The 14,175-nt window shown below is 60.4% G+C and carries 15 protein-coding genes and 1 other RNA gene; 10 read left to right on the top strand and 6 right to left on the bottom strand.

Annotated features, from left to right (window positions below):
• Positions 1–98: 98 nt before the first annotated feature.
• The 3 genes from rnpB to rsmI all read right to left on the bottom strand — a co-directional run bounded on the left by rnpB (position 99) and on the right by rsmI (position 2,412).
• Positions 99–464: RNase P RNA component class A (rnpB, locus tag K5E80_RS09865), an RNA gene on the bottom strand.
• Between the two features lie 28 nt (positions 465–492).
• The gene (gene pyrC / locus K5E80_RS09860; RefSeq protein WP_220635984.1) at positions 493–1,542 is read right to left on the bottom strand and encodes a dihydroorotase; all 1,050 of its coding nucleotides are present in this window, start codon (positions 1,540–1,542) and stop codon (positions 493–495) included.
• Positions 1,543–1,551: 9 nt separating this feature from the next.
• Positions 1,552–2,412 carry a 16S rRNA (cytidine(1402)-2'-O)-methyltransferase gene (gene rsmI / locus K5E80_RS09855; protein ID WP_220635983.1) on the bottom strand — a complete coding sequence of 287 codons (861 nt, stop codon included), beginning with the start codon at positions 2,410–2,412 and terminating at the stop codon, positions 1,552–1,554.
• On the opposite strand from rsmI, the gene K5E80_RS09850 reads away from it, so the two are divergent.
• The 5 genes from K5E80_RS09850 (at position 2,411) to rfaE2 (ending at position 5,108) form a co-directional block, all read left to right on the top strand.
• Positions 2,411–2,818: a YraN family protein gene (locus tag K5E80_RS09850; protein ID WP_343213241.1), complete on the top strand. Its 408-nt coding sequence runs from the start codon at positions 2,411–2,413 to the stop codon at positions 2,816–2,818. The two genes, rsmI and K5E80_RS09850, sit on opposite strands and share 2 nt — an antisense overlap.
• Complete coding sequence (locus K5E80_RS09845; RefSeq protein WP_220635982.1) at positions 2,799–3,164, top strand: HIRAN domain-containing protein; 366 nt, start codon at positions 2,799–2,801, stop codon at positions 3,162–3,164. The genes K5E80_RS09850 and K5E80_RS09845 overlap by 20 nt, the downstream gene beginning before the upstream one ends.
• 227 nt (positions 3,165–3,391) lie before the next feature.
• Complete coding sequence (locus K5E80_RS09840; RefSeq protein ID WP_220635981.1) at positions 3,392–3,985, top strand: phosphoheptose isomerase; 594 nt, start codon at positions 3,392–3,394, stop codon at positions 3,983–3,985.
• A complete protein-coding gene (locus K5E80_RS09835) occupies positions 3,982–4,620 on the top strand; it encodes a BON domain-containing protein (protein ID WP_220635980.1) in 639 nt (212 codons plus the stop codon). Before K5E80_RS09840 ends, K5E80_RS09835 begins: the two co-directional genes overlap by 4 nt.
• A complete protein-coding gene (gene rfaE2, locus K5E80_RS09830; protein WP_220635979.1) occupies positions 4,620–5,108 on the top strand; it encodes a D-glycero-beta-D-manno-heptose 1-phosphate adenylyltransferase in 489 nt (162 codons plus the stop codon). Before K5E80_RS09835 ends, rfaE2 begins: the two co-directional genes overlap by 1 nt.
• A 106-nt stretch (positions 5,109–5,214) precedes the next feature.
• On the opposite strand, the gene K5E80_RS09825 is transcribed toward rfaE2, so the two are convergent.
• A complete protein-coding gene (locus K5E80_RS09825) occupies positions 5,215–6,549 on the bottom strand; it encodes a TAXI family TRAP transporter solute-binding subunit (protein ID WP_220635978.1) in 1,335 nt (444 codons plus the stop codon).
• 10 nt (positions 6,550–6,559) lie between these two features.
• Positions 6,560–7,009 carry a single-stranded DNA-binding protein gene (ssb, locus tag K5E80_RS09820; protein ID WP_220635977.1) on the bottom strand — a complete coding sequence of 150 codons (450 nt, stop codon included), beginning with the start codon at positions 7,007–7,009 and terminating at the stop codon, positions 6,560–6,562.
• Between the two features lie 368 nt (positions 7,010–7,377).
• Here ssb and K5E80_RS09815 point away from each other — a divergent pair, with 368 nt between their 5' ends.
• Positions 7,378–8,481 (top strand): hypothetical protein, encoded by a 1,104-nt coding sequence (locus tag K5E80_RS09815; RefSeq protein ID WP_220635976.1) that lies wholly within the window; start codon positions 7,378–7,380, stop codon positions 8,479–8,481.
• Positions 8,482–8,672: 191 nt separating this feature from the next.
• Positions 8,673–8,957 (top strand): hypothetical protein, encoded by a 285-nt coding sequence (locus K5E80_RS09810; protein WP_220635975.1) that lies wholly within the window; start codon positions 8,673–8,675, stop codon positions 8,955–8,957.
• Positions 8,958–8,964: 7 nt separating this feature from the next.
• On the opposite strand, the gene K5E80_RS09805 is transcribed toward K5E80_RS09810, so the two are convergent.
• On the bottom strand, positions 8,965–10,377 hold the full coding sequence (locus tag K5E80_RS09805) for an MFS transporter (protein WP_220635974.1): 1,413 nt from the start codon (positions 10,375–10,377) through the stop codon (positions 8,965–8,967).
• Between the two features lie 102 nt (positions 10,378–10,479).
• Here K5E80_RS09805 and uvrA point away from each other — a divergent pair, with 102 nt between their 5' ends.
• The 3 genes from uvrA to K5E80_RS09790 are packed head-to-tail and all read left to right on the top strand — an operon-like array spanning position 10,480 to position 14,073.
• Positions 10,480–13,347, top strand: coding sequence for an excinuclease ABC subunit UvrA (uvrA, locus tag K5E80_RS09800; protein WP_220635973.1), 2,868 nt, complete (start codon positions 10,480–10,482; stop codon positions 13,345–13,347).
• Positions 13,334–13,672 (top strand): hypothetical protein, encoded by a 339-nt coding sequence (locus tag K5E80_RS09795; RefSeq protein WP_220635972.1) that lies wholly within the window; start codon positions 13,334–13,336, stop codon positions 13,670–13,672. The genes uvrA and K5E80_RS09795 overlap by 14 nt, the downstream gene beginning before the upstream one ends.
• Before the next feature lie 2 nt (positions 13,673–13,674).
• Positions 13,675–14,073, top strand: coding sequence for a phage holin family protein (locus K5E80_RS09790; protein ID WP_220635971.1), 399 nt, complete (start codon positions 13,675–13,677; stop codon positions 14,071–14,073).
• Positions 14,074–14,175 lie beyond the last annotated feature (102 nt).

Genomic DNA, 14,175 nt, shown 5'->3' with positions numbered 1-14,175 from the left:
TTCCGCAGCGATTTCTGGTTTGTAAATCACAATAAAAACAATGGGGGTAGAAATCAAACCGAAAGTAATACATAAGGAGTGGGCGCGAGGTCGGGAAGGTGGGAAGTCCGCCGATAAGCCGGGTTCTGTCGTGGGCAATCATTCCTCTGGGACCGCCGTTACCGACGGCCTCAAGCAGCCTACCCGGGAGCGACGCGAGCCACGTCATTGCTCCCCTATTTGGCCTTGCCCCGGATGAGGTTTGCCGTGCCGTCCCTGTCGCCAGGTCCGCGGTGGGCTCTTACCCCGCCATTTCACCCTTACCGGCTCTTGCGAGCTTAGGCGGTATCTTTCTGTTGCACTGTCTGTCGCCTTGGGTAGCGTTGCCGCTACTTATAACGCCTGGCCGTTAGCCAGCATCCCGCTCTATGGGGCCCGGACTTTCCTCCAGATGCAGAGCATCCAGCGATTGCCTGGCGAACTTCCCAGCGCGATTGTATACGTATGCGGTTTTTAACCTTGCAGAGACCACGCCACGGTTTCGTTGTGGCGAAATGGCACCAGCATATCGTCGGCCAGGAAGGGCTGTTCCGCGGGTACGGGCCAAGGCTGTTTCACCAGGGCGATGCGATTGGCATTGCGCGGCAGGCCGTAGAAATCGGCACCGAAGAAACTGGCGAAGCCTTCGAGCCGGTCGAGCGCATTGGCGGCATCGAAAGCTTCCGCATATAGTTCGATGCCGGCATGGGCCGTATAGCAGCCGGCGCAGCCGCAGTCGATTTCCTTGCTGCGTCTGCCGTGTGGCGCGGAGTCGGTACCGAGAAAGAATTTCGGGCTGCCCGATGTTGCACAACGCAGCAATGCCTGACGGTGCGCTTCGCGCTTCAATACCGGCAGGCAGTAATGATGCGGGCGCAAGCCGCCCTGGAACAGGGCATTGCGGTTGAGCAGCAGATGATGCGCGGTGATCGTCGCCGCGACGTTGGCGGGAGCGGCGCTGACGTAATCGGCGGCGTCCGTGGTCGTGATGTGCTCGAACACCACGCGCAGGCCGGGAAAGTCCTGTTGCAGCGGCCGCATGACGCGTTCGATGAATACGGCCTCGCGGTCGAACACATCGACTTCGGGATCGGTGACTTCGCCATGCACCAGCAGGGGCATGCCAATCTTTTCCATGCGCGCCAGCGCTGCTGCACATTTGGCAATGCCGGTCACGCCCGCGTCGGAATTGGTAGTGGCGCCGGCGGGATAGAGCTTCACGCCATGGACGATGCCGCTCGTCCTGGCGGTGTCGATCTCGGCCGGCGGCGTGTTGTCGGTGAGATACAGCGTCATCAAAGGTTGAAACGACAGGCCTGCCGGTACGGCATCGAGAATGCGTTGCCGGTAGGCGGCGGCCTGCGCCACCGTCGTCACCGGCGGCTTCAGGTTCGGCATGACAATGGCACGGGCAAAACGGCGCGCCGTGTCGGGCAATACCGATTTCAGCGCCATGCCGTCACGCAGATGCAGATGCCAGTCGTCGGGCCGGGTGATGCTCAGTGTGGTTACAGGCGTTTTCATGAAGGTCGATTATATCGGGGCATTCTTGAGCGTCAGCGCTCTCTCGTAAAGCTCGTTTTTCGAGCGCCCCGTAATTTCGGCGGCAAGCTTCGCCGCCTGTTTGGTCGGCAGTTCGGCGGCAAGGATTTGCAGCACCCGCTCCGCCTCGACATCCAGTCCTTCATGCGGCGGTGGCGCCGACACGATCAATACGAATTCGCCGCGCTTGCGGTTCTCATCCGCTTGTAGCCAGCCAGGCGCTGCGGTCAGCGGCAGGCGCACAATCTGCTCGAACATTTTCGTCAGTTCGCGTGCGATCACGATCTGGCGCTGCGGTTCCAGCAAGGCAACCAGGTCGTCAAGCGTTTCTTCTATGCGATGCGGCGCTTCATAAAAGACCAGCGCCGCGGCTACCGGTTTCAGTCGTTCGATCTCGGCACGACGTGCCATCGGTTTTGTCGGCAGAAAACCGGCGAACAAAAAGCGCTCGTCGCTCAAGCCCGATGCCGAGAGCGCGGCAATCGCGGCATTCGGCCCCGGCACAGGAATGGCCTGGAAACCTGCGGCTTGTGCCATTGCCACGGCGTGAGCGCCGGGGTCGGAGATGCCGGGCGTGCCGGCATCGGTAATCAGGGCAACCGATTTCCCCTCGCGCAGTAGGCCGATCAGTTTCGCGCCGGCCTCGCGTTCGTTGTGCTCATGCAGGGCGAAGGTCGTAGCCTTGATGTCGTAATGATCGAGCAGGCGGCATGCGTGGCGCGTGTCTTCGCAGCCAATCGCATCGATATCGCGCAACACCTCCAGCGCGCGCAGGGTGATGTCGCCCAGGTTGCCCATCGGTGTGGCAACCACATACAATGCCACTGTCTTGTTCTCAACGGTATTCTTCATGTCATTCATGGATCGCATTGTCCGGCCCGCGGCCCTGTTGCGCAAGCGGGCCGCCGCCAGCGGCCAGGCGGCGGAAGATGTCGCGGCCGGCTTTCTCGCACACCGTGGGCTCAAAGTGGTGGAACGCAACTTCCGCGTACGCGGCGGCGAGATCGACCTGATCTGCACCGACGGCCGCACGCTGGTATTCGTCGAAGTGCGTCTGCGCGGCAGCGACAAGTTTGGCGGCGCAGCCGCCAGCATCACGCCGCGCAAGCAACAGCGCATCGTTCTCGCCGCGCGGCACTGGTTGTCGCGGCATGGCAACGCGTTTGTCGACCGGGATTGTCGTTTCGATTGTGTCGTCATGGACGCGCCCGATGAAGCGCGCATCGAGTGGATTGAAAATGCGTTCCTTGCTGATTAGCCTGCTGGCCTTGCTGTGCTTCAACGCACAGGCGCAGGCCATCCGCCTGCTGGTGCAAAGCTCACCGCTGGCGGGGTTCAGCCACTACGACGCCGCGGCGAATTTCGAGGCCATGAAGGTCGGCGACGTGTTGACCCTGGTCAGGGAAGCGGACAATCCCCATGATGTCAATGCGGTGCGCGTCGAATGGCATGGCGTGAAACTCGGTTACCTGCCGCGGCGCGAAAACCGTGCGGTGGCCATGGAGATGGACCGGGGCGGCAAAATCGAAGTCCGTGTCGCGTGTCTGCGACAACATCCGAATCCGCGCGAGCGCTTGCTGATTGATGTATTTGCCGTGCTATGAAGCATTAATGCTCACACAATGATTGTTGCACCACTGATGATGACAAAACGCAAAAGCAAATTGAACGTCCCCCACCCCCATCCCCGCCCCGGGGCGGGGTTATTGATTAGCTCGCTGCGCTCGATTGGAGCAAGTTACCTCGTTTTACGTCCTTTCATGCCGATCATGTCCAGCGTGGCACGGCAGCACGTTAAAATCGGACATCAACTTGAAGGCATCGCTTCACCATGAGCATAGAAAACCGCATCCGTCAGCAGTTCGAAGACAGCGTCAAGGTCAAGCAGGTCGCACTGTCGGCAATGGCGCAGCCCATTGCACGCGCCATTGACGTCATGACCGGCTGCCTCAAGGCCGGCGGCAAGATCATGGCCTGTGGCAACGGCGGCTCGGCTGGGGACTCGCAGCACTTCGCCGCCGAACTGGTCAACCGCTTCGAGCGCGAACGCGCACCGCTGGCCGGGCTTGCCCTCAGCACCGACACCTCGACGCTGACTTCGATTGCCAACGATTACCGCTACGAGGAAGTATTTTCAAAACAGGTGCGCGCCCTTGGCCGCAAGGGCGATGTGCTGCTGGCAATCTCGACCAGCGGCAATTCGCCGAATGTGATCGAGGCGATCAAGACCGCGCATGAAATTGGCATTGCCATTATCGCGCTCACCGGCAAGGCGGGCGGCAAGATGGCCGGTTTCTTGCATGAGGGCGATGTGCATCTCTGTGTGCCGGCCGATCGCACGGCGCGGATTCAGGAAGTGCATTTGCTGGCTATCCACTGCCTGTGCGATGGCATCGATCATTTATTGCTGGGAGAACCCACATGAACATCAAACAGAAACTCGCCACCTGGACATTGCTTGCCGCTCTTGTGCCCACTCTTGCCGGTTGCTTGGGCATCGCGGCCGTGGGCATCGGTGCCGGGGCGCTGATGATCTCCGACCGCCGCCCCTCGGACACCTACGTGACGGACCAGGCCATCGAACTGCGCGCCAACAAAGGCATCGGCGAGAAATATGGCGATCGGGTGCATACCAACGTCACCAGCTACAACCGTACCGTACTGATTACCGGCGAGGTGCCGGATGCCGCGACCAAGGCCGAAATCGAACGGATCGTCGCGGCCCAACCCAATGTCAAGGCGACGCAGAACGAACTGCGCATCTCTGGCCTCGCTTCGCTGGGTGGCAGCAGCAACGACGCCCTGATCACCTCCAAGGTGAAGGCGCGCTTTGTCGATTACGGCAAGTTCTCGGCCAATCTGGTCAAGGTGGTGACCGAGGGCGGCACGGTATATCTGATGGGGCTGGTCACGCGCAATGAGGGCGATGATGCGACGCAGATCGCGCGCGAAACCTCCGGCGTGCTCGGCGTGGTGCGCCTGTTCGAATACATTTCGGATGATGAAGCGAGGCGGCTCGACAATCGGCCGGCGGATACCTCAAAGGCTCCGGTGCGCTAATGTCATACGCCGCGCCCGGCTTTGAGTCCAAGCGCTGCGATCCGGAGCAGTTGGCGGCGCGTGTTGCGTCGTTGCCGCGCCCGCTGGTATTCACCAACGGCTGCTTCGATATCCTGCATCGCGGCCATGTCACCTATCTCGCCCAGGCGCGGGCGCTCGGCGCCAGCCTGCTGGTAGCGGTCAATACCGATGCTTCGGTGCGGCGGCTCGGCAAGGGTGACGAGCGGCCGGTCAACAAGCTCGATGATCGCATGGCGGTACTGGCCGCGCTGGAGTGCGTCAGCCTGGTCACCAGCTTCGATGAAGACACGCCGCTGGCGCGCATTCTCGAATCGCATCCCGACATACTGGTGAAGGGCGGCGACTGGGCCGTGGAAAAAATCGTCGGCTACCGCGAAGTGACCGGCTGGGGCGGCAAGGTGCATTCCATCCCCTTCATCCACGAGCGTTCGACTACCGCGCTGCTGGAAAAAATCCGCCGGCTTTAAAATTCAAGCCACAGAGATCACAGAGGACACAGAGAAAAACAAAACAGATTCCCCGGTTTGTCTTTGCCTTTCCTCTGTGTACTCTGCGACTAAGGCTTTCCCAGGTTTATGCCGCGGTCTTTTTCAGGATCGTTTCGCGCACCAGCGCCAGATGTGTACGCAATGTGAACAGCCTGTCCGAAAACGCCAGCGGCACGGCAATGTGGTTGATGCCATGCTCGATTCCCTCCAGTTTGTCCAGCCACTCCTGGCGCGTATGGCTGCCGGGGTCGGATTCGACATCAGCCTCGAGAAACTTGAGTTCGCCATAGTGACGGAAAATCCGTGACCGCACGCGCCAGCCGTACAGCGCCGGGGCGAAGCGCAGCACGGGAATCAGGATCGCAAACAGGGGAATCAGCATCACCACCAGGCGATCGATCAGCGTTGCTGCCCAGAACGGCAGATAACGCTGCAAAAACGGCTTGCCCGATTTGTAGAAGCGCTCCGCCTCGGGGGACAGCGGGAAGTCGACGCCCTGCGCCTTGGGAAAATCGCCGGGGCGATGGAAGATGCCGGGGCGGCCATGTACCTCGCGCGCTGCCTGCAGCAGCAGATCGATATGGGCGGGATGAGTGCCCGATCGCACCGCGATGGTGGCCATCGGCGCCAACAGATTGATGTCGCGCGGGGGAATGTTCTTGACCAGATCGACCGCCCCTTCCGGCAGCACGACCGTTGACAGGTAGGGGAACATGCGCACATAGGTCTCGGCGTTGGCAAGATTCATGATCCTGACGCCCGGCGTATAGAGCAGCATCCAGACCGCCGCCGATTGCGTCGGTCCCACCACCATCACCGCATCGACTTTGCCGCCGGTCAGCGCAGCTACGGCGTCAAGACCGCCGGCATCGAGCAACTTCGCCGCGCCGGCATCCAAACCGTTGGCATGGAGCACATCGAGCGCCAGCTGCCGGCTGCCGCTGCCTGATCCGCCCACGGCGATGCGGCGGCCCTTCAGATCGGCAATGCGTTCGAGCGGTTTGCCGGGCGAAAGCGCCGCGCGATAAAAAATCCACAGGGGTTCGTAGTAGAACGCGCCGAGCGAAGCAAGCCCATCGCCCTCGACCGGTTCCGTGGTGCCGCCCTGAATGAAGGCGGCATCGACCGCCTGGCTGTCGTCGCGCAGCAGCTCGGCGTTTTCGATGGAACCCGAGCTCGGCCGCTCGATCAGTTGAATGCCGAACTTGTCGAAGAACTGCTTGTATTCGGCGGCATAGCGCTGATAGGCGCCGCCCGGCCAGCCCGTGGCAATGATCAGTTGCTTGGGCGGCGCGGGCCGGATGAACTGCGCCGCACCCCAGAAACCGCCCGCCACCAGCAGCAAAGCCGAGAGGCCGACGATCGCAAGATCGCGGCGCGAGGTGCTACGCAAACGGGCCAGTAGTCGTTCGCGTTTCATGGCAAGGCTTTTAGAACGGAATGTCGTCCTCGAAATCGGCGATGCCGCCCGCGGCCGGTTGCGGGGCGGATTTTGCGGCAGGGGCCGCCGCGCGTTCGCCGCGGTCATAGTCCGGGCTGCCGCCACCTTCACGCTTGCCCAGCATCTTCATGGTGTCGGCCACGATTTCCGTGGTGTAGTTGGTGTGGCCGTCCTTCTCCCATTTGCGCGTCTTGAGCGAGCCCTCGATATACACCTGCGAGCCCTTCTTCAGATACTGGCCGGCGATCTCGGCCAGTTTCTTGAAGAACACGACGCGGTGCCACTCGGTGGCTTCCTTTTTCTCGCCGCTGTTCTTGTCCTTCCAGGTGTCGGTCGTGGCGACGGTGATGTTGGTCACCGCTTCGCCGCTCGGCATGTAGCGCACCTCCGGATCCTTGCCCAGATTGCCCACCAGAATCACTTTATTGACTGAAGCCATCTCGTTCCCCTTGTCTCAATTTCCTTCCATGAATGGCCGGGAAGTATGCCACACAACCCCGGCGGCCCCTACCCCCGGGCGGCGCTTGCCAAAATGCCGGATGTATCGTCTAATCCAGTTTGGATAGACCGATCTGGGATGGATGCTGAAGGGAAAGCGTGGTTACTCCCTAATTACCAATGCAAAAGTCGGGTTTAGCAACAGGCGAAACAGCGTTTTTAGCCTCGCCGTTTTTGGAGGAAATAGATGCCATCTTTGAAAGTTGTGGTTGCTTTCGAAACAGAAAGTTACCGCAAATATGCCCAGCGTATACGGCATAGCACTCCGGCGTATACGGCGTTTTTGATGTCTACATCACGTTAGACCGCATGAAACAAAGTGGCACTGACGTCCGTCGATATTTACTCAAACCATTGGTTCGTCGGAGGACTTCTCCTGCTCAACGCAAGAAAATTGAAGTGGCATTCCGGGAGCTTCAGGAACGAGCAGCGGCAAGCAGTGTGTTGCCTGACCTAGCAACGAAGCAAAAGCTGGCACGCGAAAATCGACAGAAGAATCACTGGGAAGACCCCATCACCGCGAAGTCGTGGATCGATTTCGCATTTGTGATGTATTTGGCTCGTCGAATTTCGCTGCAAGAGTATGTATTCATGGTGGCGCACTACGTAGAAGGGGTTCATGAAGGCCGCATCGCCAGCAAGACATACCCAGAACTTGAACAAATGTCATTCGGAATGCGCAAAATCGAACAGGAGCACGGCTTAGGTCCAAGCCAATACTGGCAGACAAGAGACGCCCCACCTGAGTATCGTCAGCTAAGTTCGGAATGGTCTGCAGCAGCAGACCGGCGGTTCATCGAAACACTGAACGAATTGGAGGGGTATGAGGCCGCGAGTCTCTTCGCGAGCAACAAAGGAGAGTTTGAAAGACTGCGAGAAAGGGGGCGCCGCTCCCTTTTTCATAAGGACGAACTTATCCCTGCTTTAGTTGATACCGTAAAGCGCTACGAATTGGAAGCCAAAGCCGCAGCCCAAGCCAAAGCCTTCACGGCCGCAGTAACCATGCTAGGAGCAGCAATGGAGGGACTTCTCCTATTGAGGTGTCTGCGCTCAAAAACCAAAGCAATTCAAAGCGCGAAAGTCCTTCCTTCAAAGCAGCGTCCCAAAGACCCTAGTACCCTTACCCGTTGGTCCTTTGATAATCTAATTCAAGTTTGCCTTCATGCTGGGTGGCTGCCCTTAATAGAGACAACCACCTTCTCCATTAAGCCTGATGGCTTGGCGCAGCTCTTGAAACAAATGCGCAACCAAGTCCACCCAGGACGAGCGTGCTCTGATCGTCCTTGGATCGAAGCGACTCAGCGCGAGTTTGACGACGCCGAACTGATCTATGCAACTTTGTATGCCGCTGTTTTTCGGGGCTCAATGCTGCGCCGCTATGCAGATATTTCTGGTACTACAAATGCGGTCTAACAATCGCTTCGAGAGGGACGCTCCAACAGCCGGCTTCGCCGCCTGTTTCGCGATAATAGGGGACGTACCACCAATATTCCAATGAAATACCTCGGCATCGATTCCCGCTTCACCACCCCTTAGGGAAGTAAAGGGGGCCAGGCCAAGAATATGCTGATGACTATCCACAAGAACCGTATGCAGGTGCAGAAATGATGCTCGCGTTCCTTGCCGTCCTGATGTTTTCCCTCGTAAACGGCGCTTGGCTGCTGTGCCGCCTGCAAAGCAGGCACCACTCGGCCTGGGCCGGCTTGGGCCAGCCCTCGATTACCCTGAAAAGCGGTGCCGCGCCGCGTCTGGCGCTGGTGAAGTACATATGGTCGCTGCGCTTCCGTGAACTGGACGATCTTCTCCTGTCCATTTCCTGCTGGATGGCCATCGCGGCGGAGTTTTCGCTCGTTGTGCTGTTCCTGTTGCTTGTCCTTGGCGCCGTATGAAAAGGCTTCAGGTTTTCATGACCAGGGCAATCTTGTATCGGGCCATCAAGGCCTGCGCTCCGGCCTCATCCCAGTCGTGCTGGTCGGCCTTCAAATAAGCCACGCCTTCGTCGGCTGAGACCGCCGCTTCCGTGACGCCGCGCAACTTTGCCAGCGCCGCCGCCAGCGCATCCGCCGTTTGCGCGTTTTTCACATCGACATGGAACATGAGCGTCTTCACCGCGGGCGGTTTCTGCATCGAGATGGCCATCGTGAACCAGGCGATACCGAGCCCGGAGCTGAAGGCGAACACGGCGCTGTAATCGGCGTGCTGGGCGAGGAAGCCGCCGATAGCACCGCCGAGGAAGAGGCCGAGGAACTGCCCGGTGTTATAGACGCCGATCGCTGTGCCCTTGCTCCCGGCCGGCGCGATTTTCGACACCAATGATGGCAGCGTGGCTTCCAGCAGGTTGAAGGCGAGGAAGAACAGGAACAGCGCGATCACGATGCCGGCGAAGTGGTTGACCAGCACCGCCATCAGGATGGTCGAGATGAACAGCAAGCCGACCGCGCCGCAGAATACCGGTTTCATGCGCGCGTATTTTTCGGCGACGATGATGGCGGGTACGGCGCCGAAAAAGGAGAGCGCCATGACCGGCAGATAGACCTTCCAGTGAGTTTCTACCGCCATGCCGCCGACATTGAGCAGGAGCAAGGGCACGGCGACGAACAGTCCACGCATCGCCGCGTGCAGGCTGAAGATGCCGAAGTTGAGGCGTTGCAGTTCGCTGTTCTTTAACACCGCCCTGAGCTGCCCCGGCACGGTCTCGGCGTCGCCATGGACGCGGCTGGCGAGCGGGGCGGGCACGATGAAGCGCACTGCGAGCAGGGCCAGCAGCGCCAGCACGCCGGTCAGCGCGAAGATGCCGGGCACGCCGATATAGTGGTTCAGTGTTGGCCCGAGTACCATCGAGACGCCGAAAGTGACGCCGATGCTCATGCCGATCACCGCCATCGACGCGGAGCGGTGTTCCTCGCGCGTCAGGTCGGCGAGCAGGGCGATCACGGCGGCGGAGATCGCGCCAGTGCCCTGCACCAGACGGCCGAGGATGATCATGTGAATGGTCGTCGCGCTGGCGGCGAGGAAGCTGCCCAGAGCGAACAGGGCGAGGCCGAGATAGATCATGCGCTTCCTGCCGAAGCGGTCGGAGAGCAGGCCGAAGGGGATCTGCAGGCAGGCCTGGGCGAGGCCGTCGATACCGAGCGCCACGCCGACGAGAAACTGGTTGTCGCCGCCGGGCAGGTCGCGTGCATAGATGGCCAGTACCGGCAGGATGGAAAACATGCCGAACATGCGCAGGGCGAAGATCAGCGCGAGCGATGTGGTGGCGCGCCACTCCAGGGTGGTCAGGCGAGCGGTCGGTTTTTGCGCGGAATCCATTGACGACGGGACGGAAAAAGCCGGTATATTAGCCGGTTCGCGACGTCAAACGCGTCGCTTTGCACACTTGCTGATCCAACGCATGATTACCTTACGTCGAACATGGAATTGATCCGTATCCGCGGTGCGCGGACACACAACCTGAAGAACATCAACCTTGACTTGCCGAGGAACAGGCTCACGGTGATCACGGGACTGTCGGGTTCGGGCAAGAGTTCGCTCGCCTTCGACACGCTGTATGCCGAAGGCCAGCGCCGCTATGTCGAATCGCTTTCGGCCTATGCGCGGCAATTTTTGCAGTTGATGGAGAAGCCCGATGTCGATCTGATCGAGGGATTGTCGCCGGCGATCTCGATCGAGCAGAAGGCCACCAGCCACAATCCGCGCTCCACGGTCGGCACGGTCACCGAAATCCATGACTACCTGCGCCTGCTCTATGCGCGCGCCGGCACTCCGCACTGTCCCGAGCACGATCTGCCGCTCGAAGCCATGAGCATCACGCAAATGGTCGATCATGTGCTGGCGCTGCCGGAAGACACGCGGCTGATGATCCTCGCCCCCGTGGTGGCGAACAGGAAGGGCGAGCAGCTCGATCTGTTCGCCGAATTGCGCGCGCAGGGCTTCGTGCGCCTGCGCGTCGATGGCAAGGTGGTCGATATCGACGCGTTGCCGAAGCTGGCGAAGACCAAAAATCATAGCGTTGATGTGGTGGTCGACCGGCTCAAGGTGCATGTCGATATGCGCCAGCGATTGGCCGAATCCTTCGAGACGGCGCTGCGCCACGCCGAAGGTCGTACCGTGGCCGTGGAAATGGAGTCGGGGAAAGAACATCTCTTTTCCGCCAAATTTGCCTGCCCGGTGTGTTCGTATTCGCTGCAGGAACTGGAGCCGCGCCTGTTCTCGTTCAACAACCCGATGGGCGCCTGCCCCAAGTGCGACGGCCTCGGTGCGATCCAGTTCTTCGATTCGGCGCGCGTCGTCGCCTATCCGCATCTCTCGCTCGCGGCGGGCGCGGTCAAGGGCTGGGACCGGCGCAACCAGTTCTACTTCCAGATGCTGGAAAGTCTTGCCGAGCACTATGGCTTCGATATCGACATGCCGTTCGAGGCGCTACCCGAAGAGACGCGGAGAATCGTGCTCTACGGCTCGGGCAGGGAGCAGATCCGCTTCAAGTATCTCAACGAAAAGGGCACGCGCTTCGACCGCAGCCATGTTTTCGAGGGCATCATCCCCAGCCTGGAGCGGCGCTATCGCGAAACCGATTCGCAGATGGTGCGCGAGGAACTGGCGAAATATCTCAACGCCAAGCCCTGCCCCGAATGCCACGGCATGCGTTTGCGCCGCGAAGCGCGCCACGTCTTCATCGGTGGCCGCACTATTGCCGACATCAGCCATTTGGCATTGGGTATCTGCCGCGACTTTTTCTCCGAACTCAAATTGACAGGTCACCGCGCCCAGGTTGCCGCCAAGATCGTCAAGGAGATCAATGCGCGGCTCGGCTTCCTCATCAACGTCGGCCTCGACTATCTCTCGCTCGACCGCTCGGCGGAAACGCTCTCCGGCGGCGAGGCGCAGCGTATTCGTTTGGCATCGCAGATCGGCTCCGGCCTGACCGGGGTGATGTACGTGCTCGACGAGCCCAGCATCGGCCTGCACCAGCGCGACAACCGGCGCCTGCTCGATACGCTGATTTATCTGCGCGACCTCGGCAATACCGTGATCGTGGTCGAACACGACATGGAGGCGATCGAGTCCGCCGACCACGTGGTCGACATCGGCCCCGGCGCCGGCGAACATGGCGGACGCATAGTCGCCGAAGGCACGCCGAAGCAGATCGAAGCGCATCCGCATTCACTCACCGGCGCTTATCTCTCGGGCCGCCGGCAGATCGCGATTCCACAGCGGCGCCAGCTGCCGCAGCCGGAGCGCAAGCTGGTGATTCGCGGCGCGCGCGGCAACAATCTGAAGCAGGTCGACCTTGAAATCCCGGTCGGGCTGTTTACCTGCATCACCGGCGTCTCCGGCTCCGGCAAGTCGACCCTCATCAACGATACGCTGTATGCCGCCGCCGCGCGTCATCTCTACGGTTCGACGGCGGAGCCCGCCGCGCATGACGCGATCGAAGGGCTGGAATTTTTCGACAAGGTGATCAGCGTCGACCAGTCGCCGATCGGCCGCACGCCGCGCTCGAATCCGGCGACCTACACCGGTTTGCTGACGCCGATCCGCGAACTGTTCGCCGGCGTGCCCGAGGCGCGCCAGCGCGGCTATGCGCCGGGACGCTTCTCCTTCAACGTCAAGGGCGGCCGTTGCGAAGCCTGCCAGGGCGACGGCATGATCAAGGTGGAGATGCATTTCCTGCCCGACATTTTTGTGCCCTGCGATACCTGTCACGGCAAGCGCTACAACCGCGAGACATTGGAGATCCGCTACAAGGGCAGGAACATCCACGAAATGCTGGCGATGACGGTGGAGCAGGCGCGCGAATTTTTCGACGCCGTGCCGGTGGTGGCGAAGAAGTTGCAGACGCTGATGGATGTCGGTTTGGCCTACATCACGCTGGGCCAGAGCGCGACCACGCTCTCGGGTGGCGAGGCGCAGCGCGTCAAGCTGGCGCTGGAACTCTCCAAGCGCGACACCGGGCGCACCCTGTATATCCTCGACGAACCTACCACCGGCCTGCATTTCCAGGACATCGAGATGCTGCTCTCGGTGCTGCACCGCCTGCGCGACCACGGCAACACCATCGTCGTCATCGAGCATAATCTTGACGTCATCAAGACCGCCGACTGGATCGTCGACATCGGCCCCGAAGGCGGCGATGGCGGCGGGCGTATTATTGCGGCTGGATCGCCCGAGGCCATCGCGGCAACCGATGCTGGTTACACGGGGCGTTACCTGGCGCCCCTGCTGGCGCGGCATGCTGCCATTGCGCCGAAGCGGAAAGGAAAGAACAATGCCCGAATTTGAAAATTACGCGGTCGAAGCCGCCCAACTCGAAACCGAAATCGCCCGCAAGGGCGCCATTCTCGGCATCGACTGGAACGATGAAGCCGAGGTGCGCAAGCTGGCCCGGCATGCGCTGGCCTCGCTCAGCGATACGCTGCAACTCGATCATCCACCCGGCAGCGATAAGGGCATGGCCATGCTCGAACTCATCGGGCTTTCGCAACTGATGCTCAAGGTGATGAAGGACAGTGCCGATGACGGCATCCTGACGCACGGCGGACCGGTGTGGAAATCACTCGCGCGCGCATTATGGGAAGAAGCCCGCATTGCCAAGGAGGCCAAATAAACATGTTCAACACATTTATTCCCTTCCTGGTCCAGTGGCTGATCACCTCGCTGTCGCTATGGGTCAGCAGTTACGTCTTCACCGGCATCCGGTTTGACAGCACGCAGGCGCTGGTCGTTTCCGCCCTGCTGCTCGGCTTTGCCAATGCCATCGTCAAGCCATTACTGATTCTTCTCACCCTGCCGCTGACGCTGGTGACCTTCGGCCTGTTCCTGCTCGTGATCAATGCGCTGATGATCCTGCTTGTGTCGTCGCTGGTGAAGGGTTTCACAGTGTCCGGTTTCTGGACCGCCTTTTTCGCCAGCATTTTCATTTCGGTGCTGAGCTTCCTGATCGGCGCTTTCTTCAGCGGCAACGGCAAGCCGCCGCTGCAACCGCCGCAGGGCGGCGTCTGGCTCTAGTACCGAAATACGTTAATTTAGAAACGTCATCCCACGGGGATTCCCTTTAGTCATTCCCGCGAATACCCATTGGGCACGCAGAGCGGGAATCCAGGGGCTTTG

The organism is Georgfuchsia toluolica (genome assembly GCF_907163265.1).
Classification (GTDB): domain Bacteria; phylum Pseudomonadota; class Gammaproteobacteria; order Burkholderiales; family Rhodocyclaceae; genus Georgfuchsia; species Georgfuchsia toluolica.
This window is presented reverse-complemented; position numbering and strand designations above follow the sequence as displayed.

Bases quoted from the DNA above. Each gene is read 5' to 3' on its own strand.
- K5E80_RS09840 (WP_220635981.1), top strand. From the start codon at position 3,392: ATGAGCATAGAAAACCGCATCCGTCAGCAGTTCGAAGACAGCGTCAAG.
- K5E80_RS09815 (WP_220635976.1), top strand. From the start codon at position 7,378: ATGAAACAAAGTGGCACTGACGTCCGTCGATATTTACTCAAACCATTG.
- pyrC (WP_220635984.1), bottom strand. From the start codon at position 1,542: ATGAAAACGCCTGTAACCACACTGAGCATCACCCGGCCCGACGACTGG.
- K5E80_RS09810 (WP_220635975.1), top strand. From the start codon at position 8,673: ATGATGCTCGCGTTCCTTGCCGTCCTGATGTTTTCCCTCGTAAACGGC.
- K5E80_RS09795 (WP_220635972.1), top strand. From the start codon at position 13,334: ATGCCCGAATTTGAAAATTACGCGGTCGAAGCCGCCCAACTCGAAACC.
- ssb (WP_220635977.1), bottom strand. From the start codon at position 7,009: ATGGCTTCAGTCAATAAAGTGATTCTGGTGGGCAATCTGGGCAAGGAT.
- K5E80_RS09805 (WP_220635974.1), bottom strand. From the start codon at position 10,377: ATGGATTCCGCGCAAAAACCGACCGCTCGCCTGACCACCCTGGAGTGG.
- K5E80_RS09825 (WP_220635978.1), bottom strand. From the start codon at position 6,549: ATGAAACGCGAACGACTACTGGCCCGTTTGCGTAGCACCTCGCGCCGC.
- K5E80_RS09790 (WP_220635971.1), top strand. From the start codon at position 13,675: ATGTTCAACACATTTATTCCCTTCCTGGTCCAGTGGCTGATCACCTCG.
- uvrA (WP_220635973.1), top strand. From the start codon at position 10,480: ATGGAATTGATCCGTATCCGCGGTGCGCGGACACACAACCTGAAGAAC.
- rfaE2 (WP_220635979.1), top strand. From the start codon at position 4,620: ATGTCATACGCCGCGCCCGGCTTTGAGTCCAAGCGCTGCGATCCGGAG.
- K5E80_RS09835 (WP_220635980.1), top strand. From the start codon at position 3,982: ATGAACATCAAACAGAAACTCGCCACCTGGACATTGCTTGCCGCTCTT.
- K5E80_RS09845 (WP_220635982.1), top strand. From the start codon at position 2,799: ATGCGTTCCTTGCTGATTAGCCTGCTGGCCTTGCTGTGCTTCAACGCA.
- K5E80_RS09850 (WP_343213241.1), top strand. From the start codon at position 2,411: ATGTCATTCATGGATCGCATTGTCCGGCCCGCGGCCCTGTTGCGCAAG.
- rsmI (WP_220635983.1), bottom strand. From the start codon at position 2,412: ATGAAGAATACCGTTGAGAACAAGACAGTGGCATTGTATGTGGTTGCC.